19 protein-coding genes are annotated in these 19854 nt (G+C 59.7%); 7 read left to right on the top strand and 12 right to left on the bottom strand.

Annotated features, from left to right (window positions below):
• Positions 1 to 127: 127 nt before the first annotated feature.
• From secDF to O3303_RS11430, 5 genes are all read right to left on the bottom strand, one after another.
• The gene (gene secDF / locus O3303_RS11450) at positions 128 to 3145 is read right to left on the bottom strand and encodes a protein translocase subunit SecDF (protein ID WP_269558550.1); all 3018 of its coding nucleotides are present in this window, start codon (positions 3143 to 3145) and stop codon (positions 128 to 130) included.
• A 182-nt stretch (positions 3146 to 3327) separates the two neighbouring features.
• Positions 3328 to 3699, bottom strand: coding sequence for a hypothetical protein (locus O3303_RS11445; protein WP_269558549.1), 372 nt, complete (start codon positions 3697 to 3699; stop codon positions 3328 to 3330).
• A gap of 210 nt (positions 3700 to 3909) precedes the next feature.
• Positions 3910 to 4527: a uridine kinase family protein gene (locus O3303_RS11440; protein WP_269558548.1), complete on the bottom strand. Its 618-nt coding sequence runs from the start codon at positions 4525 to 4527 to the stop codon at positions 3910 to 3912.
• Positions 4528 to 4673: 146 nt separating this feature from the next.
• Complete coding sequence (gene rdgB / locus O3303_RS11435; protein WP_269561903.1) at positions 4674 to 5258, bottom strand: RdgB/HAM1 family non-canonical purine NTP pyrophosphatase; 585 nt, start codon at positions 5256 to 5258, stop codon at positions 4674 to 4676.
• Positions 5259 to 5438: 180 nt separating this feature from the next.
• The gene (locus O3303_RS11430; protein ID WP_269558547.1) at positions 5439 to 5840 is read right to left on the bottom strand and encodes a hypothetical protein; all 402 of its coding nucleotides are present in this window, start codon (positions 5838 to 5840) and stop codon (positions 5439 to 5441) included.
• Positions 5841 to 6040: 200 nt separating this feature from the next.
• Here O3303_RS11430 and O3303_RS11425 point away from each other — a divergent pair, with 200 nt between their 5' ends.
• The 4 genes from O3303_RS11425 to hemC all read left to right on the top strand — a co-directional run bounded on the left by O3303_RS11425 (position 6041) and on the right by hemC (position 10045).
• Complete coding sequence (locus tag O3303_RS11425; protein ID WP_044016244.1) at positions 6041 to 6286, top strand: type B 50S ribosomal protein L31; 246 nt, start codon at positions 6041 to 6043, stop codon at positions 6284 to 6286.
• A gap of 186 nt (positions 6287 to 6472) precedes the next feature.
• A complete protein-coding gene (locus O3303_RS11420) occupies positions 6473 to 7714 on the top strand; it encodes a GlmU family protein (RefSeq protein WP_269558546.1) in 1242 nt (413 codons plus the stop codon).
• A gap of 54 nt (positions 7715 to 7768) precedes the next feature.
• Positions 7769 to 8908 (top strand): DNA polymerase III subunit, encoded by a 1140-nt coding sequence (locus O3303_RS11415; protein WP_269558545.1) that lies wholly within the window; start codon positions 7769 to 7771, stop codon positions 8906 to 8908.
• 198 nt (positions 8909 to 9106) lie between these two features.
• Positions 9107 to 10045 (top strand): hydroxymethylbilane synthase, encoded by a 939-nt coding sequence (hemC, locus tag O3303_RS11410; RefSeq protein ID WP_269558544.1) that lies wholly within the window; start codon positions 9107 to 9109, stop codon positions 10043 to 10045.
• An 85-nt stretch (positions 10046 to 10130) separates the two neighbouring features.
• On the opposite strand, the gene O3303_RS11405 is transcribed toward hemC, so the two are convergent.
• Complete coding sequence (locus O3303_RS11405) at positions 10131 to 10784, bottom strand: DUF2238 domain-containing protein (RefSeq protein ID WP_269558543.1); 654 nt, start codon at positions 10782 to 10784, stop codon at positions 10131 to 10133.
• Positions 10785 to 10982: 198 nt separating this feature from the next.
• Between O3303_RS11405 and O3303_RS11400 the strand changes: the two genes are divergently transcribed.
• On the top strand, positions 10983 to 11597 hold the full coding sequence (locus tag O3303_RS11400) for a peptidylprolyl isomerase (RefSeq protein WP_350356582.1): 615 nt from the start codon (positions 10983 to 10985) through the stop codon (positions 11595 to 11597).
• A gap of 42 nt (positions 11598 to 11639) precedes the next feature.
• The gene (locus O3303_RS11395) at positions 11640 to 12545 is read left to right on the top strand and encodes an SDR family oxidoreductase (RefSeq protein ID WP_269558541.1); all 906 of its coding nucleotides are present in this window, start codon (positions 11640 to 11642) and stop codon (positions 12543 to 12545) included.
• Positions 12546 to 12723: 178 nt separating this feature from the next.
• On the opposite strand, the gene O3303_RS11390 is transcribed toward O3303_RS11395, so the two are convergent.
• The 5 genes from O3303_RS11390 to O3303_RS11370 form a co-directional block, all read right to left on the bottom strand.
• Positions 12724 to 12945, bottom strand: coding sequence for a hypothetical protein (locus O3303_RS11390; protein ID WP_269558540.1), 222 nt, complete (start codon positions 12943 to 12945; stop codon positions 12724 to 12726).
• Between the two features lie 309 nt (positions 12946 to 13254).
• Entirely contained in the window at positions 13255 to 14244 is a 990-nt protein-coding gene (locus O3303_RS11385; protein ID WP_269558539.1) for an ABC transporter permease, read from the bottom strand.
• A complete protein-coding gene (locus O3303_RS11380) occupies positions 14241 to 15254 on the bottom strand; it encodes an ABC transporter permease subunit (protein WP_269558538.1) in 1014 nt (337 codons plus the stop codon). Before O3303_RS11380 ends, O3303_RS11385 begins: the two co-directional genes overlap by 4 nt.
• Positions 15255 to 15299: 45 nt before the next feature.
• Positions 15300 to 17030, bottom strand: a complete 1731-nt coding sequence (locus O3303_RS11375) for an ABC transporter substrate-binding protein (protein ID WP_269558537.1) — start codon at positions 17028 to 17030, stop codon at positions 15300 to 15302.
• Positions 17031 to 17121: 91 nt separating this feature from the next.
• Entirely contained in the window at positions 17122 to 17370 is a 249-nt protein-coding gene (locus O3303_RS11370) for a hypothetical protein (RefSeq protein ID WP_269558536.1), read from the bottom strand.
• Between the two features lie 370 nt (positions 17371 to 17740).
• On the opposite strand from O3303_RS11370, the gene O3303_RS11365 reads away from it, so the two are divergent.
• Positions 17741 to 19270 (top strand): hypothetical protein, encoded by a 1530-nt coding sequence (locus O3303_RS11365; RefSeq protein WP_269558535.1) that lies wholly within the window; start codon positions 17741 to 17743, stop codon positions 19268 to 19270.
• A gap of 15 nt (positions 19271 to 19285) precedes the next feature.
• Here the strand turns inward: O3303_RS11365 and O3303_RS11360 are convergent, their stop codons facing one another.
• Positions 19286 to 19687, bottom strand: a complete 402-nt coding sequence (locus O3303_RS11360) for a hypothetical protein (RefSeq protein WP_269558534.1) — start codon at positions 19685 to 19687, stop codon at positions 19286 to 19288.
• Positions 19688 to 19854: the final 167 nt, after the last annotated feature.

The following is a 19854-nucleotide window of genomic DNA, read 5'->3' as shown; positions in this document are numbered from 1 at the left end:
GGAAGTGTGGCGAAATGAACTGCCGCAATGAAGGCTCCAACGCGCCAACAAAAAACGCCCGACCATTTGGCCGGGCGTTTTCAGTAAAGCAGTCAACCAAGCAGATAAGCTCAGCGCAACCGATGATTTATACCTGCGCCGTCGAGAGTTTCGGGGCGTCGGTGCCGTCGTTGATGTGCGTCGACATGTCGGTGCCCCGCTCGCGGGCCTCTTTGCGGCCGTAGGTGTCGAGGATGATCGGCGTGGCGATGAACAGCGACGAGTACGTGCCGAAGATCATGCCCACGAGCATGGCAAACGAGAACGAGCGCAGCGTTTCACCCCCGAACACGTAAAGCACGGCCACCACCAGGAACACCGTGGTGAACGTAATCATGGTGCGCGAGAACGTGGAGTTCAGGGCCGGATTGGCTACCTGCGCAAACGTCAGCTTCGGGTTTTCGCGCAGATACTCGCGGATCCGGTCGTAGATAACTACGGTATCGTTCATCGAGAAACCAATTACGGTAAGCACGGCAGCCACGAAAATCTGGTCCATTTCGTAGTTCAGGCCGAACAGACGGGCAATCGGGTAGCAGGCAATTACCAGCAGCGCATCGTGGAAGAGCGCAATTACAGCGGCCATCGAATACTGCCACTTCTCGAAGCGGAACAGCACGTAGATGAAGATGCCGAGCAGCGTCAGGCCCAGGCTCAGCACCGAAGTGCGCTTGATGTCGTCGGCGATGGTAGCGCCTACTTTCGACGTGGACTTGATAACCGGGGCATCGGCGGCGAAGTCCTTGGTGAGCTCCGAAACCATGGCCGACTCCACTTTTTTGTCGGCAACCACCGATTCGTCATCGGCCAGGTAGCCGGTGGTGATGCGCAGACGGTTCGGGGCGCCGAAGGTTTTCACCTCCGTACCAGCACCCTGGAAAGCCCGCTCCACCAGGGCGTCGTGCACCTTGGAAGCGTCCATGTCCTTATTGAAGTCAACCACGTAAGCGCGGCCGCCGCGGAAGTCAACGCCCAGGTTCGGGCCGCCCTGAATGGCCATCAGCACGAAGCCGGCCACGATAACGATGGTCGAGAAGGCGTAGGCAATCTTGCGCTTGCCCACGATGTCGAAGTTGACATCCTTGAACAGCTTGCGCGACAGGAAGGTCGAGAACGTCATGCTGCTCTTCTCCTTGCCCTTCACCAGCCACTCGATGATGAGACGCGAGATGAATACGGCCGACAGGAACGAGGTGAAAATACCGATGAGTAGCGTTACGGCGAAGTTCTGCACCGGACCCGTACCGAAGATGAACAGGATCAGGGCGATGATGAGCGTGGTAACGTTGGAGTCAAAAATAGCCGAGAAAGCGCGCGAGTAGCCTTTGTTGATGGCGTCGTGCAGGCCCAGGCCGTGGTCCAGTTCTTCCCGGATCCGTTCGAAGATCAGTACGTTGGCATCCACCGACGAGGCAAATACCAGGATCAGACCGGCAATGCCGGGCAGCGTGAGGGCGAAGGAAAACTGGGCCAGTACGCCCAGAATCAGGAAGCCGTTGAACAGCAGGGCGGCATCAGCCACCATACCGGCGCGGCCATAGTACAGAGCCATGAAGGCCATGATGATGATCAGACCGGCCAGCGACGAGTACAGGCCCTGGTTGATGGCCTCCTGGCCCAGCGACGGACCAACTACGGCTTCTTCCACGATGCGCGTCGGGGCGGGCAGCTTACCGGCTTTCAGTACGTTGGAAAGGTCCTGGGCTTCCTCGATGGAGAAGTTGCCCGAAATGCTGGTGTTGCCACCGGCAATTTCCGATTGCACCACCGGGTCAGAGTACACGTAGTCGTCGAGCACGATACCTACCTGGCGGCCGATGTTGGCGCCGGTCAGTTTCTGCCATTTCTTGGCGCCCGAGGGGTTCATGGCCATGCTCACTTCGGGGCGGCCACCCTGGTCGTAGTCCTGGCGGGCATCAGCCACCACCTCACCACCCAGCGGAGCCTCGGTGCCGGGCTGCTTGCGGATGGCGTTCAGCTTCAGGTATTCCTGGCCATTGATGGCGTCTGGCTTTACGCTCCACAGGAACGTCAGGTTGGGGGGCAGAATAGCGCGGGCTTCGTCGGAACGCAGGATGGTGTTCATGCGGGCCGTGTCCTGCACGTTTACGCCCAGCTGGCCGGGAACCGGCATCGTGAACAGGCGGGCCAGTACCGAGCCCTGCTGGGCAGCGGCGGCGGTGTCAGTCTTAGCAGTCGGAGCGGCGTTTTTCTTGGCCAGCTGGCTGGCCAGCGAGGTAGAGTCACCAGCGGCTACGGCAGCGGTATCAGTGGCGGCGGCCAACGTGGCCGGCTTGGCAGTGGTAGCGGCTTTCTCTTTGGCAATCAGGGCCTGGTCGAGCTGCTGCAGGTAAGGGCCGAACTCATCCTGACGCCATACTTCCCAGAACTCCAGCTTGGCCTGGCCTTGCAGCAGCTTGCGCACGCGGTCCGGGTTGTCTACGCCGGGCAGCTCCACCTGAATGCGGCCCGTGCCTTTCACGCGCTGAATGCTGGGCTGGCTGGTGCCGAATTTGTCGATGCGGGTCCGCAGGATGTTGAACGAGCGGTCGATGGCTTCTTCCACTTCCTTGTTGATGGCGCCGATAACCTTCTCGTTGGTCGAGTTGATGTCGATGCCGCGGCTCTTGTTGGTGGTGTTGGCGAAGATGCGGGCCAGGTTCTGGCCGGGCGCGGCCGTTTGGTAGGCCTGGGCGAAGAGCGTAGTGAAAGGCGTCGAAGGATTGGCCTTCTGGGCTTCCTGCGCCTGCGTCATGGCCTGGTTGAACTTCGGGTCCTTGGAGTTGCCGCTCATGGCGCGCACAATCTCCACCGGCGATACTTCCAGTGTCACGTGCATGCCGCCTTTCAGGTCAAGGCCGAGGCCCAGCTCCGACGAGCGCACGTCGCGGTAGGTGTAGTCTACGCCGAGCAGGCTGGTCACGGGCGCGCGCCACACCGAGTCGAGGTAGCGCTGGCGCAGCTTCTGGTTTACCTGGCCGCCTTTGGTGGCATACACCACGGCGTCGTTCTGCACCCGCCGCGAAATAAACGTGAAGGTCAGAAAGTAGATACACAGCGCCGACACAATGATGGTCAGCGCAATGATGAGTCCTTTATTACGCATGTTTGATTAATTGATGTGCTAATTCGGGATGTGCTGATGTGCCCGGAGTGTGCTGTCGATACAGGTTGCCGTTGTGCCTGGCTACTGCCAAAAAGCACGTTGCTTACGTCTGGCGCTATATTTTGCCCGCATCAGCTCCGGACAAATCAGCGCACCAGCACCGCAACCTGTCAGCAGCTCCTCTAAGGAGCCTGCGGCGAAAGGGCCGCCACCAAGAGGCGCGTGCGGAACACGGCCGCCGGCCGGATGCCCGCCAAAGGGCGCGGCACGGCCAAGGCCCGGCGCATGGCCGGCAGCCAGCTCTGCGGAGCGGGCCAGGGCAGCCACGCGGCCAGCTCGGGCGCCGTGTGCAGCACCAAAGGGCCGGTGGCTTCCAAAGTCACTTTCTGCTTCACCACCGACACGCGCAGCGGCTGCCCGATGCGCGTGGTTTTGCCGGCCGGCACCCGGAAGGTGGCCACGGCCTGGTGGTTCAACGACAGCACAAACAGCACGGTGGCTGTGAGCAGCGCGAAACGCACGCGGGGCAAAAAGTGGGAGAAAAAGGGCAGCATGAAAAACCTAAGAGCTACAAATATAGCCAAACCGGCCGGGCGAGGCAACGGCCGCCGGGTATTCGGGCCGGTTGCCGGGGCCAGAAGCCAAAAAGAGAGCCCTGCCGGCCGGCGGGGCTCTCTTTTACTTAGGGTTGTCCCGGCCAGCGGAAGCTAGGCAAAGTCCTTCAACAATGGTCCCCGGATTCCTGTCTTTCGCCGGAGTAATGGTTAGGCTACTTTGCTTTTCAGGAACGACACCAGCACGTCCAGGCCCCGGTCGAAGTGCCGGTTGTTGGGGATGACGATGTCGGCATCCTGCTTGAAAGGCTTGATGTATTTCTCGTAAGTAGGCGCTACGTGGTTGGTGTAGCGGTAGAGCACGTCCTCCAGGTCGTAGCCGCGCTCGTCCCGGTCGCGCACGATGCGGCGCTGCAGCTTCACATGCTCGCGGGCATCGATGTAAACTTTCAAATCCAGCAGCTTGGCCACTTCCTCGAAGTAAAACACGAAGATGCCTTCCACTACCACGATAGGGGCAGGCCGGAACACCAGCTCCTGCGGCACCACACCCGGGTTATTGAACGTGTACTCCGGCCGGCGCACTTCCAGGCCCTGGCTGATGCGCAGCACATCGGCCGCGTAGGCCGCCGAGTCGATGCTGGAGGGCAGGTCGAAGTTGGTGACACCCTGCGCATCCACCGACTGGTTTTCGCGCGGGTGGTAGTAGTTGTCCTGCGAAATCAGGCAAATTTCTTCTTCGGGAAACGAAGCCAGCAGCCGGCGCAGGAAGGTGGTCTTGCCGGAGGCACTGCCGCCCGTGATACCGACGATGAAAGGATGTTGCATGGTGTGGGGAAACGGCCCGTACAGGTAGGGCCAACCTTGCAAAGGTAAGAAGTTAGGGGCTTAGGATGATAAGGTGATGAAGTAAATGGTGAGGAGAGGGCCGGTAATCCGGGTTTCACCGTTCATCCCATCACTTCATTCCCTCATTACTCCATAACGCCCAAAAATGCCACCAGGCCGGCCACGGCCCGGGCCCGGTGGCTGATCTGGTTTTTCTCGGTGGTGGTCATTTCGGCAAACGTGCGGCCGTCGCCTTCGCCGGGCTGAAATACCGGGTCGTAGCCGAAGCCGCCGGCACCGCTGAGCTCCTCGGTGATGTGGCCGCCCACGGCGCCCTCAAACTCGTGCACCACGCCGCCGGGCAGCACCAGTGCCACCACCGTGCGGAACTGCGCCGAGCGGTCGGCGTGGCCGCGCAACTCCGTGAGCAGCTTCTGCACGTTGTCGGTGGCCAGGCGCTGGGGGCCGGCATAGCGCGCCGAGTACACGCCGGGCGCGCCGCCCAGCGCCGCTACCTCCAGGCCCGTATCGTCGGCGAAGCAGGCCACGCCGTAGTGTTCCCACACGTATTCGGCTTTCTGGCGGGCGTTGCCGGCCAGGGTATCCTGCGTTTCGGGCAGCTCCTCGTGGCAGCCGATGTCGGCGAGGCTCAGCAGCTCCGTACCGGCCGGCAGTAGCGGCCGGATTTCGTCGAGCTTATGAGCGTTATTGGAAGCAAAGCAAAGGCGCATCTTAAGTTTGGTGATGAAGTGAACAAACAGCACAGAAGAACGTCATTCCGAGCGTGGGCGGAGCCGGAGCCGAGGAATCTCGCTAGTGTGGTAAAGTAATGGCACCACAACATCAGCACGCGAGATTCCTCGGCTCCGGCTCCGCCTACGCTCGGAATGACGTTCTTTTACGTCCACTCTCTAGCGAAACATCGACTTGATGCTGCCCCAGGAGCGCTGCACGGCGCTGGGCGTCTGGCCGAGGGTGCTTGTGTAGTGCTGGTCGCCGGTGGCAGTGCGTACGGTCAGGCGGTAGATGAACGGCCCGCCCTGCGTGCCGCGGTACACGTCGGTATCGAGGTATTGGTAGCGGCCCTGGCCGGTGGGGGCGAGGGTGGTGAGGCGGTTGAAGCCAGGGTCGGAGTTGGTTTTGCGGTAGAGGTCGTAACCCTGCACGCCGCTTTCACTGGCCGTTTCCCAGGTCACGCGCACATTGTCGTTTTCGAAAGCGGCCTGAAAAAGCGTAATGGTGGCTCCCAGGGCCAGGGTAGTGCACAGGAGCAAAAGCAGCACCAGCGGCCGCGTAGCTTTGTGAGGGAGCATGAGGGAGAGAGTATAGGTAGGCTGAATAGGCAATAGTAGTGGCAACGCTTCAAAAATAAACAAAATCCGGTAGCTCAGGCCGTCTGAAACCGGTTTTAGAGAAAAGAGCCGTAGAAGCTTTTGAAAGTTGCGCGTAACGTGTACTTTTGCAGTCCCTTCCGCAAAATCGGCAGGCAACCAGGCACAAACGGTATTCCGACATGAAAAAAGACATCCACCCCGAGTACCGCGAAGTGGTATTCCAGGACAGCTCCAGCGGTTTCAAATTCGTTACCCGCTCGACGATGAACTCCAACGAGACCATCACGATGGAAGACGGTAAGACGTATCCCGTCGTGAAAGTGGAAGTTAGCTCGGAGTCGCATCCCTTCTACACCGGCAAAAACGTTCTGCTCGACACGGCTGGCCGCGTAGAGAAGTTCATGACCCGCTACAAGAAGAAGTAGTTTTCTGAGTGCCTGGTGCTTAGTGCCTGGTGCTTCGTACAACTGATATTCTAAAAACTCCTGCCGGCTCGCCTGGCAGGAGTTTTTGCTTTTCTGCCCACCTTTGCAGCCCATTGCCTGATTTCTTCTGGAAGCCTGCTCACCACTCTGCTAAGCACCAGGCACGAAGCACTAAGCACCAATTCCATGCACGTTCTGCTCTTCGACGACCCGGCCATCCGGCCCCACCTGCTGCCCTTCACGTTCACGCGCCCGGTGGCGGCCCTGCGCTGCGGCATCCTGACGCTGGCTGAGAAGTGGCAGCACCGGCTGGGCGGGCAGCCCGTCGGCTACCTCACCGCGCCGTACCTGCAGGCCAAGTATCCGGCCGGCGCCACGTCGGGCCCGGCGCTGGTCATCAACGGCGCCGTCTGCCCCGACGACGTGCTGGTGAAGCAGGTGCAGGCTCTGGCTGCCGGCGAGGCGCTGTTCTGCGATGAAACACTGGTGGCGGCCCATCTCACCGATGCCACGCAGGTGGCCGAGCTGATTCAGGAAGGCTTCCTTAAAACCCGCGACGTAGCCGAGCCCATTACCATCATCCGGGAAGTGTGGCACCTGTTTCTGCGCAACGGCGCCGAAATCCGCCGCGACTTCGACCTGCTGACCAAGGGCCGCGAGTCGGCGCCGGTGGGCGACGCGCATACCATTGTGTACGCGCCGGAAAACATCTTCATTGAGCCCGGCGTGAAGATTCGCGCCGCCATTCTCAACGCCGAAAACGGCCCGATTTACCTCGGCAAAAATTCGCAGGTGCACGAAGGAGCCATCATCAGCGGGCCGCTGGCGCTCTGCGAGGGCAGCCACATCAACGCCGGCGCCAAAATGCGCGGCGACAACACCGTGGGCCCGTTCAGCAAGGTGGGCGGCGAAGTCGGCAACAGCATCCTGCTCGGCTACAGCAACAAAGGCCACGATGGCTACCTCGGCAACTCGGTGATAGGCGAGTGGTGCAACCTGGGCGCCGACACCAACACCAGCAACCTCAAAAACAACTACGCCCCCGTCAAGATCTGGAGCCACTCGGCGGGCCGCTTCGTGAACACCGGCCAGACCTTCTGCGGCCTGATGATGGGCGACCACAGCAAGTGCGGCATCAACACCATGTTCAACACCGGCACGGTGGTGGGCGTAGGTGCCAACATCTTCGGGGCCGGCTTCCCGCGCACGTTCATCCCGAGCTTTAGCTGGGGCGGCGCCGCCGGCTTCGAAACCTTCCGGCTGCCCAAAGTGGCTGAGGTTGCGGAGCGCGTAATGGCCCGCCGCAACCTGCCCTACAACCAGATAGAGCAGGATATCATGCGCCACGTGTATGAGCAGACTGCGAAAGACCGGGTGTGGGAGAAAGCTGCGAATAATGAGCAATCAGCAACGAGCAAGGACCAATAGTCGGCAAGCCAACAAGCTGCTTACAGTCCATTGCCAATTGCTCACTAATACAACATGCGTTTCTCCGATATTCCCGGCCAGCAACAGGTAAAGCAGCTGCTTGTGCAAAGCGTGCAGCGCAACCACGTGGCACACGCCCAGCTGTTTCGCGGGGCTGAGGGCTCGGCGGCGCTGCCGTTGGCGCTGGCTTTCGCGGCTTTTCTGAACTGCGAGAGCCGCACACCCGACGCCGATGATTCCTGCGGCCGCTGCCCGAGCTGCCAGAAAATCGACAAGCTCATCCATCCCGACCTGAACTTCATCGTGCCCGTCACGACCACCAAGGCCGTGGCCAAGGATGCCACCAGCAGCAAGTTCATGGCCGACTGGCGCACCTTCGTGCTCGACAGCCCCTACCAGGGCCTCAACGACTGGATGCAGCACATCGGGGCCGAGAACAAGCAGGGCAGCATTTCCAAGGAAGAAAGCCTGCAGTTGCTGCGGCTGGTGAGCCTCAAGGCCTTTGAGGCGCAGTACAAGCTGGTGGTTATCTGGCAGCCCGAGCTAATGCACCCGGCCGCCGCCAACGCTGTGCTCAAGCTGCTGGAAGAGCCACCCGCCGCCACGGTGTTTCTGCTGGTGAGCCACGCGCCCGAGCAGCTGCTGCCCACCATCATCAGCCGGGTGCAGCCCGTGGTGGTGCGCCCACTCTCCGAGCAGGACCTAACCAACTGGCTGCGCGACGAGCATCAGGTGCCCGAAGTGAAGGCCCGGCAGCTGGCCCAACTCGCGGAGGGCAACCCCGGCGCCGCCCTGGCCGCCCACCACGCCGCCGCCACCGACCACGACTACTTTGCCCTGTTCGCGGGCTGGATGCGCACTTGCTTCAGCAACAAGGTGAGCGAGATGCTGGAAAAGAGCGACGAGTTTCAGAAACTGGGCCGCGAAAACCAGAAGGAGTTTCTGCAGTACGCCCTCACGCTGCTGCGCAAGGTGCTGCTCTTCGGTCTCGATCCGCAGCTAGTGCCGCACTTGTCCACACAGGAGCAGCCGTTTGTGCAGGGCTTCAGCCGCTTCGTCACGCCTCAAAACGCCGACCCCATCACCCGCGAGCTGAACGACGCGCACTACCACATTGAGCGCAACGCCAACCCGCGAATGGTGTTCGTGGATGTCTCGCTGCGGATGGCGGCACTGCTGAAAATGGCCGTCTAGAGAGAATAAAGGCGGAAAATACAGTTTGCTAAATAGGTATAGCTGGCGCTAAAACTGCTATAGCCGGCCGCCAAAACCAGCCGCACCGTACCTTTGCCAGAACTGCTGAGGGCCGGCGTCAGCGTCGGCGCAGAACCGGCCACAAAGCCGCTGCGCATCGCAAGCTTACACGTTTACTTTCTAATTCAGAATTCTTACTTGAAAAAGCCCATTCGCATCGGCACCCGGGGTAGCAAGCTGGCGCTGTGGCAGGCCCACCACGTAGCGGCTTGCCTGGAGCAGGCTGGCCTGGCTTCCGAAATTGTCATCATCACCACCAAAGGCGACGTAGTGCTGGACCGCTCCCTTGATAAAATCGGGGCCAAAGGCGTGTTCACCGAAGAGCTGGAAGTGGGTTTGCGCACCGGCCACATTGATATTGCCGTGCACAGCGCCAAAGACGTGCAAAGCAGCATCCCCGATGATCTGGAGCTGCTGGCGTTCATGGAGCGCGAGCAGGTGAACGACGTAGTGGTGAGCTTTCAGGCCGACCTGGATCTGCGCAAGCCGGGCCTCGTGCTGGGCACCAGCAGCACCCGCCGCAAGGCCATGCTGCGCCGGTTTCTGCCCAACGCCAGCACCGCCGAAGCCCGCGGCAACCTTCAGACCCGCCTGCGCAAGCTCGAGGAAGGCCAGTACGACGCGCTGGTGCTGGCCTACGCCGGCGTGCACCGCATGGAGTACGACCACCTGATCCGGCACGTGCTGCCCGAAACCCAGTTTGTGCCCGCCACCGGGCAGGGCAGCGTGGCCATTGAGTGCGCCCGCGCCTTGGAGCCGGCCCTCAAAACCGAGCTGCACCGCATCCTTGACCATCCGGCCACCCACGTGTGCCTGGCAGCGGAGCGAGCCTTTCTGCGCACCATGGAAGGCGGCTGCAGCATCCCCAGCTTCGCGTTGGCCACGCTCAGCCCCGATGGCGCAACGGTGCACCTGCACGGCGGCCTCATTAGCCTCGATGGGGCCAAGCTGCTGGAAGAAGCCCAGACTGCCGACGCCAGCCAGGCCGAAGCGCTGGGAATCCGCATTGCCGAGAGTGTACTGGCGCGTGGCGGCCAGCAGATTCTCGACGAAATTCGCCGGGAAAGAGACGCTTAAGCGTCGCTTCTGCGGTTTTATGCCCAACAAAAAGCCTCGCTTCTGCACGGAAGCGAGGCTTTTTGTTGGGCAGTTTGAAGGTGGATCAGACGTCCTGGCGGCGGCCCCGGCCAAACAGCGCGTACAGAATCAGCGCGAAAACGGCGCCGCTGGTATCGGCCAGCATGTCTTTCTGGGCATCCCAGATGTCGCCCTGGCTGCCCAGGAAGGCGGCCCCGGCGTCGCCGCCGGCTACTTCGGCATACACCCATTCAATCAGCTCGTAGGCCATGGCCACCGTGCCGATGACGCACAACGGAAACAGGTAGCTGATGACGCGGCTGCGGATGGTGCCGTAGCGGTCCGTCAGCTCGATGATGGCGTAGGCGTAGAAGCCCACCGAAAAGTGCGCCACCCGGTCGTACATATTGCGCTTGAAGCCAAACAGGTTGTTGAACCAGTCGAACGGCACTTTCTCGAAGGTATAATGGCCGCCAATGGTGTGCATGAACAGCAATACGCTCATCAGGGCATAGGCTAGGTTGGAGAAGCGTGTGCCGCGCACGTACAGCACCGTCAGGGCCAGCACAATCAGGAAAATCGGCACGTTTTCGGCCCACCAGGTGCCGCGCTCAGCCGGGTTGATGCCCAGCGCCACAAACTCAATCAGGTACACGGCCAGCAGCAGCTTCGGAAACCAGTGGGGCGGCGGCGGGGCGAGGCTGGGGGCAGTAGTGGTAGGGGTAAAGGCAGTGGTCATAAGGGAAAAGTGAGGGGGAAACTGGCGCATCATACGCCAATAAAGACGTTAGGTCGGATATCGGCAGAAAAATATATTCAACAGTTTCGCTGCGTGTTCGGTATCGCCGAGCCGGGACGCTCTGCCGCAAACCGCTTACTTTCGCCCTTTAAATTCTGTAGTCTTCCCGTTATGCGTTTCGTTTCCCGTTTTTCTGCTTTGCTTGGAGTATTCCTTCTAGTGCTAGCTCCGGCCCTGTATGCGGCCAAATTCCCTAAGAGCAGCAAGAAAGATCAGCTCGTGACCATCAGCACCTCGCTCGGCGACATCAAGCTCGTGCTGTTCGATGCCACTCCCAAGCATAAAGCCAACTTCCTGAAGCTGGCCGAAAGCGGCTTCTACAACGGCACCACCTTCCACCGCATCATCTCCGACTTCATGGTGCAGGGCGGCGACCCCGGCAGCAAAGACGCGGACCCCGGCAACGACGGCCAGGGCCAGCCCAGCGAGGCCACCATTCCGGCCGAAATCCGGCCCGAATTCACCCACAAATTCGGCGCACTGGCCGCTGCCCGCCAGGCCGACTTCGTGAACCCCGAGCGGGCCAGCAGTGCCTCGCAGTTTTATCTGGTGCAGAATCACCGCGGCACACCCCACCTCAACGGCCAGTACACCGTCTACGGCCAGGTCGTAAGCGGCCTCGACGTCATCGACAAGATTGCCGCCCAGCCCAAAGACGGCCGCGACCGGCCCACTACTGACATTAAAATGACGATGAAGGTGGAGAAGCTGAAGAAAAAGAAAATTACGGAGCTCTACGGCTACACTTACTAACATCCGGTACCGCCTTCCGTGTCACCTGCTACTGCCAGTGCTATGCGTATTCTCGTTACGGGTTCCAACGGTTTGCTGGGGCAAAAGCTGGTGGCGCTGTTGAGTGCCCAACCTGGTCTGACACTCATTGCTACCTCGCGCGGCCCCAACAAGCTGGCCGGTCTGTACCCGCAGGTGCGCTTCGTGCCGCTGGACGTGACCGATGCCGCGCAGGTGGCGGCCGTGCTGGCGCAGGAGCAGCCCACGCACCTCATCCACACGGCCGCCATGACCAACGTGGACGAGTGCGAGCTGAACCAGCAGGCCTGCTGGCAGCAAAACGTAACTGCCGTCGAGTACTTAGTGGCCGCCTGCGAGGCGCACCAGATTCACCTCGTCCACCTCAGCACCGACTTCATTTTCAGTGGCGAAGGCGGACCGCTGGCCGAGGACGCGGTGCCGGCGCCGGTCAATTTCTACGGCGCCAGCAAGGTAGCCGCCGAGCGGGTGGTGCAGGCCTGCCGCACGCCGTGGGCCATTGTGCGCACGGTGCTCGTGTACGGCGTGGCGCACGACTATGGCCGCACCAATATCGTGCTTTGGGTGCGCGACTCGCTACGAGCGAAAAAGCCCATTAAGGTGGTAAATGACCAGTTCCGGACGCCTACTCTGGCCGAAGACTTGGCCCAGGGCTGCTGGCTGGCGGCCCAGCACCACGCTACCGGCATCTACCACATCAGCAGCGACGAGATGCTGACGCCCTACCAGATGGCGCTTCGGGTAGCCGACTATTTCCAGCTGGATGCCTCCTTGATTGAGCGAGTGGACGCCAGCACGTTTTCACAGACGGCCGAGCGGCCTCTGCGCACGGGCTTCATCATAGATAAGGCGCGCCGTGCGCTAGGCTATCAGCCCCACACTTTTGAGCAAGGCATTGCAGAAGTGGCCCGCCAAGCCGAGGCCAGCTGAAACGGCAGCAGCTATAAAAAGTAAGTGAAGGCGGCGTTACTGGGCGGCGTAAAACGCAAAAACCCCGCGGGCAGAACCGGCGGGGTTTTTACACACCTATTGCAACATTGTTCACGGGATGGAATGCTTTAGAAGCACCGCCAGCCTGAATAATAATATAATGCTATTCGATTGGTTACTAGCTATCGAATTGAGGCAATACCGTTCCTACCAGCAGCCCGCCTATCAGCACCGCAGTGCCCGACCGGATGGCCTGCTCTCCTCTGACATAAGACACCATTTCTCCGTCAATCGTCTGGAAGCCGGTGAACGGGGCTGCTGCGCGCTGGCAGGTAGCCATTTCCAGAAGCAAGTAGCGCAATGCGTGTCCTTGCCGGCGTTTGAGAAGAAGTGAGGCCATGGATAGCCAGTAGAGAAGCGCCAGTAGAAATGCTGAGAGAACTTTCTAGAACCCTTAGCACATTACAAAACTACAGGCAAGGCCATTCGCTGTAAAGGACAGTTTCGGCATATTTGTGACTATGGATTTTCGCCGCGCAATTATCCTTTTTGCCTCCTGTATCAGCAGTAAAATTTATATTATAAAATATCTATATTTTTTATAATCAAAAGATTGCAATTGCAAAGACAGCTGAGTTACTAATGACAGCTGATGATAAATTTATCCAAAGAAGGCTGATTTGTGACATGAGGAAGGGCCAGAGCGCCTTTAATTGCGCTCTGCCTTAGGGGCCGGAAGCAGCTGGCGCAGAGCCAGGGCAGTGAACAATAAGGCTACTGCCGGGAATACTATCAGCCACCAGCTGGAAGCAGCTAAGCGGCTGGCTGCCAGTAGACGGCCCCAGCTTGGCAGTTCAGGGGGCAGGCCCACTCCGAGGAAGGATAAGGTAGTTTCCAGGCCTATAAGCACGGCCAGGTTCATGGGCAGAGAAACCCGCAGCACCCGCCAGCTATTGGGGAGCACATGGTGCAGCAGTATGCTGTAAGTGGGCAGCCCCAGTGCCCGGGCCGCCTCCAGATAAGGCAACTGCTGGATTCTTCGGGTTTCGGCGCGCATCAGCCGGGCCGGCACCGGCCACAAAACCAGGGTAAGCAGGGCCGTAAGTGTAAGCGTACTTGGCTCTGTGGCTGCGGCCACCACCAACACTACTACCAGGCGCGGTAATGCTGCCAGCGCCACAATAGCGGCCGAAACCCATGTATCTATGGGCAATGCAACAGGCTGCTGCAGCCACTTTTTACGAAATAAGAGCCTGTTGGCCAATATGCTGGCTGACAGCAGCAGCACGGGCCACCATGCAGCCAGCGAGCTGGTTGCTGGTGCTCCGGCCACGACAAACAGTAGCGCAGCAACCCCACCGGCCAGCAAAGTGGCAAGTGGTAGGCGCAGGCCGGTATTGCCCCAGAATCCGGCTGCGCCTCCCAAAGCCATGCCCAGGGCGGTGGCAAGCAGCGTGGCCGGCACACTTACCAGCAGTACCGTGCGGGCCCCGTAGATCAGGCTGCCCAGCACATCGTGCCCCTGGGGGTCGGTGCCTAACGGATGCCCGGCAGTCAGGGGCGGAGCATTGGTATGCAGCAGGTCCGGAAATGCGGGGAGCGGCAACAGGTCGGCGAGTAGGGCGGCCGCAACAAGCAGCAGCAGCCAACTCCAGCCCAGGCGCTGGCTCCACCGGGAAAGTTGGTGGGGGCGTCTCATGTGGCCGCAGTGCCAAGGCGTGGGTCGAGCAGGTACTGCAGGCCGTCGGCGAGCCACAGCGAGAGCTGGCGCAGCAGCGTGAGCAGCAGCACACCTGCCAGCAGCACCGGATAGTCGCGGGCAGTGGCGGCTTCGGCCAGCAGCCTGCCCACTCCCGGCAGGGCGAAAATCAGTTCTACCACCACGGAGCCAGCCAGCAGGTTGGGCAGCAGATCAGTGATGAGCACGAGGCTGGGTAGGGCGGCGTTGCGCAGGGTGTGGTGCCAGAGCACCTGCCGCTCCGATAGGCCTTTGGCGCGTGCAGCCAGCGCATACTGCTGCTGAGTTTCATGGCGTAGCGTCGCCGCCAGCTGCACGGCCGGCTCGGCAATGCCCGTGAGCACTAGGCTAGCCACAGGCAAAGCCAGATAGCTCAGATAAGTCAAAGAACTGCCTGACTCAGTGTCTTCAGCCAAGCCATAGGCCGGAAAAAGCGCGAGAAAATCAGGGTTGGCCAGCAGCAGCAGCAGCAGCAAAGCCACCACAAACAACGGCAGGGTATCCAGCGCAAATAGCACCGCCACCAGCGGCCCCGGCCGCCGGGCCTGCACCACTCCCAGCGCCCCGCCCAGCCCCACAAGCAGCAGCATGGCCAGCAGCGCGAGCGGCATTGTATGGCACAGTGCCTGCACTAAAAGAGGCAGTACCGGTTCCTGGGTTTGGTAAGAAGTGCCTAAGTCGCCCTGGCTAAGCTCCGTTAGCCATTGATGATATTGGTTGTGGCACCCTTCCCATTGCCAGCGCATAGCCAGCGCCTGCGTGGGCTGATTGGTCTGCGGCGGGCGGCGGGAGATATAAAACAGCGGCTTGTCGAGGCCCAGGCGGCGGCGGGCCTGCTGCTGTGCGGCCTGCATCTGCCGGGCGCTGGGGGCGGCACCGGTAGCAATGCCCCCAAAGCGCGCCAGCAGTTCCTGTTCCTCGGGCAGCGTGCGGGTCAGCAGAAACAGAACCGAGAGAATGCTCCACGTCATGAATAGCTGCTTCCCCAGCCGAACACCCAAGCGGCGCACCATACGCTAACGGGCCGAAGAAGTGGCCAGCTTCAGATGCAGGGCATCATAGCCAGGCCGTACGCTGGTGGCCCGCACCGGTTGCAACCGGCGGGAAGCAACCAGCCGGTTGCGCGAAAAATACAAGACAGTGATGGGCGCCTCCTGCTGCAGCAGCCGCTGAAAACGGCGTACCAGCTGGTTGCGCTCAGCCGGTTGGCTGGCGGCAGATATAGCCTCAATCAGCTGGTCGGATTCAGGTGAGCTGAACCGGGTGAAATTGAATAACCCAATGCCCTGCGAATGCAGAATAGGCATGAAGTTGTACCCGAAAGGGGTGCCCGATATCGTTCGGATAAACATATCAACGCTGCCGGCAGTAAGCTGCTGCTGTAGCAGGCTGGCTTCTGTAGGCCGCAGCCGCACGGCAATGCCCAGCTTGGTAGCAGCCTCCAGGAACTGCAGCGCCGCCGTTTCATGGTCGGTGGCCTGGCTCCGGTAGCTGAGGCTCAGTGCCAGCGGACCCGTTTGGCCCTTCCACCACGTTCCATCGGCCTTTCTGCGCCAGCCCGCCTGCTGCAACAGATTGACTGCCTGCTCCGGTGAGAATCGGTCGACCGTCAGGCTGTCGTTGAACGCATGCCTGTCGCGTGGCGAAATTATGCTCGGGCTACGGTAAGCTAGCCCGGGTTGGGTAGCCTGAATCAGACGCGGGACATCAAACAGTAGCGTCAGAGCGCGGCGCGTACGGGCATCGGCCAGAAATGCACGCTCAGTATTAAAGCCCACCATCGTCGACTCGTAGGTGTCGGCCGTGGCAAAGGAAAAGTGGCTGCTGTCAGCGGAAGTCTTCAGTTGCGTGAAGATGCGGACCGAAGGCATGGAGTACAGGTCCAGGTTTCCCCGCCGCAGGGCCAGGGTAGCCGTGGCATCATCCGGAATGATGCGGTATTCGAGCTTAGCAGCCTGCGCCTGCAGCCAATATGCTGGCTGGGCCAGCCGGTCGGCCCACCAGCGGGCCTTGCGTTGCAGGCGCAAATATTGGTTGGGCTGCCAGGCGGCCACCTTGTAGGGGCCACAGCCCGGCAGGCGTTCCGGGTGCTGGCCCACGTGGGCTTGCCGATAACGGGCGGCAAAAGCCCGGATAGTCGGATATTGGCGGGTGGCGGCAGCCGTATCCGTTCGTAATAGCGGGAGCGGCACAGCCCGTAATTGCCCGGTCGGGTCCAGCGAGTATTCCGGCAGAATAGCGAAGTCGCCGGAGGCCAGCACCATATCCAGCGAAGAACTGGCCCGCACCAACGTAAAGCGCCTTGGGTCCGATGCGTCCAGTTCCACATCCAGGATATCACCGTACTGCGTACGGGAGAATTCGGTGGGGAGCCCGGGGCAGTTCAGCAGACGCAGCGTAAAGGCCACGTCGCGCGCCAGTACCGGCGTGCCATTGTCCCAGGTTGCCTGTGGCCGAAGACGGTACTGCAGCAGTGTAAGCGGGCCGCGTTGCCGGATGCGGGGCAGCGAATCAGCCAGCCAAGGTATTACCTGCTGCTGGTCGGGTTCGCCCATCAGCAAGCTGCAGTGTAGCAGGTTGATAACCTCCGTGGCCTGGGGCGTAGCACTCACCAGCGGGTCGAGCGAGCCAGGGTCGTTAGACCAGCGGATTCGGACAGCCGCCGAGGGTTTGGCCGACGGGTTGCAGGCAACCAATACGCAACAGCCTGTAAGTAGGAGCAATACCCCGGAAAGTAGCGACTTCATGTGCACGCAGCAGGCATATTTTCCTGCCAAGCAAGGTAGCCAAGAAATTCGAGGCTGCGTGCTGGAGTGCCCTTACAGGCCTTGGCGTGGCTTAGCGGCCCGTCCAGCCGCCAGTGCCGTGGTCAGCGTCGATACCCGTCCAGCCGCCAGTGCCGTGGTCAGCGTCGATACCCGTCCAGCCGCCAGTGCCGTGGTCAGCGTCGATACCCGTCCAGCCGCCGGTGCCGTGGTCAGCGTTGTTTGCCGTGACAACCGACGAGTTAGCGGGATAGACACCGGCGGAGAAATCAGAAGTGAAGCTCGAAAACTGGAGCAGGGCGAGGGCGATTAATTCTAACATGGCGCTTGGTTTTTGTGTGGTTCAAGTGATTGACTGACACAAAGGTGGGCGCTTAAACAAGCCACGTAAAGGACACTATTGGTGTAAAAGTGATTGGTATAATTGTAATAATAAATATTTATTATTATATAAAAATTGTAACTGGAAGGCCACTACATTGCTATCAGGAAGTATGCCTTCGTAGGATGTTGTACCCGGATACTGCCAAAGTGTGACATTATACGATTGAAAAAAACATATTTTACCACTACAAATGTCCAACAAGGCAGTGGTGTTAGTAAAGGAAAAACCGCGTTGTTTTGTGACAGCAATTTTAGAAGCTGCCTAATTTCAAAAACATCAATAAAAGCCTATTGAGGCTGATTTAGCAATGGATGAACTGATAAATCTGGCCCGTATTGTGACAGATAGAAAGCTGAAAGTGCTTCCATTGCTTGACTTTACGACCCGTCATTCGTCCAATAAAGAGATGCAACTGGTACAGCAGCTGGTCGACGGAGTGCCAAAGTCGCAGCAGCAGATCGTTAAAAACTTATACGGCAAAACAGATCAGACCCGGTATGCGGCATTCCGCAAGCTCAAGTCGAGGGTTCAGCAGAAACTGCTGAACCATTTGTACTTTCTGGATGAAACCGACCCGCGCCATCTGGTATCGAAGCGTTATGAATATCAGGTGCTTAACCTGTACATGCAGGTTAGTATACTGTATTCTGAAGGCGAACTGAAAGCGGCAGAATCGCTGAGCAGAAAGGGCCAGCGGCTGTCCCAGTCCCACGAAATGACGCAGTATGTGGTGCTGTTCGGGCAGTTGTTGCGGGGCATATATGCCGATATCCGCATGCCGGTCCGCTACCAAGCCAACAAGTTATTGCTGGAGAAAAGTAAAAAGGTTCTGGCAATAGAAGAGGAAGCCACGCAATTGTACTGGGACGTGAAAGGTAAAATAGCCTATAACGTGCGTACCCGGCGCTCAATCCTCGATAAAATGGATAACGCGGTGCAAAAACTGGCAGACTTGCACCGGGCTGCCGGTACGTTCATCACGTTCCACTACCACTATCGGGTGCAGTTGATTCAGCAGGAGCTGCTAGGTAACTATCAGGAGATAATCCGCATTACTGGGGTAACGGCCCGGCTGCTGGAACAGGGGAAAATTAACAATAAGCGCTTTGATAAGCGTTACAACGCTTACATGATTGTGTACGCGCACTTTCGGAGCCGCAATGTGGCAGCGGGCCTGCGCTTGGCGGAAGCCTACGCCAAGGAGTTCCACCAATCCTCGGTCAACTGGCTGTATTATCTGGAAATCTACCTGCTGCTGGCTATTCATGCCGAGCAGTATGGGCAGGCCATAGAGCTGCTGGCTACGGCCCGTAAGAATGTGCATTTCGACAAGCAGCAGGCCGTGGCCCAGCAGCGCTGGGACTTATACATGGCCTATCTGCAGTTTGTGCGGCCGGAAATGTCGCCGATACGGATGCGCAACTTCACCACCTTCGTGCAAACGGTGCCCGACCATAGCCGCGACAAGCAGGGCTACAACGTGGCGGTGCTCATCCTGCAGTTTCTGCATTTCCTGCGTCAGCGCGACATCGAGAACATTCTGACCCGCCTGGAAAGCCTGCGCAAGTATCAGCAGCGGCATCTGCGCGAAACCGGCAACGTGCGCAGCCAGTTGTTTTTCCGGCTACTGGCAATTGCCGTCAAGGAAGAGTTCAACCCGGTGACCAGCCGCAAAAAGGGCGAGCCAGTGCTGAAAAAGCTACAGGCCTCGCCACCACCCGGCGAGGCCTTTGCTGAAATCGAAATCGTGCCTTACGAGGATCTCTGGCAAATCACGCTGGGGATTTTGCAGGCCACAGCGCTGTACAATGCCGAGCAGGACAGGACGCTGGCCTAGCCTAAAGCGCGCGGTTTACTTGGGCGAGGCTGCCGTGGGCTTCAGGGATGAAACGGAATGCGGAGAGGTGGGCGCGGTGCCGGCCGCTACCAAGGCTTCGTAGCGCTCAAACTGTGAGGTCGTCAGCAGGCCTTTCAGCTTATCGGTGTATTCCTGCTCCACTACCCGCAGCTTGTTCTGTCGCATGGCCGGATCGTCGCTGTACATGGTGGTAATCTGGCTTTCCTGCACCAGCCGCTCGTAGGTCAGGTGGCGGACACGCACGGAGCGGGCGTCGTCGAGGGCAATGCGGTTGGCCAGCAGACGGGTGTTTTCCATGGCTTCTGCCCGCAGCCGGTCGGGGGCTTGCTGAGCCTGAGCGGAAAACGACGCAGCACCGAGGCTGCCAGCTACTAGAATGGCAAAGAGGCGTTTCATAGTGAGGGCGTAAGGGCAAACAGCCGGTGTGAGCTGTTTGGGTACGCAAATAAAGCAATTGTTTATTAGATAAGTGCAGTATAAAAAGTATATTATTGAAATATATTGCTATTCAATAGCAGCGGTGCTGGCCTGCGCACAACAGGTGTATTGCGGAGATGATGGTT

This window comes from Hymenobacter canadensis (genome assembly GCF_027359925.1).
Taxonomy (GTDB): Bacteria; Bacteroidota; Bacteroidia; order Cytophagales; family Hymenobacteraceae; genus Hymenobacter; species Hymenobacter canadensis.
Note: the sequence above shows the minus strand (reverse complement) of the source record. Positions and strands in the feature narration are given on the sequence as shown.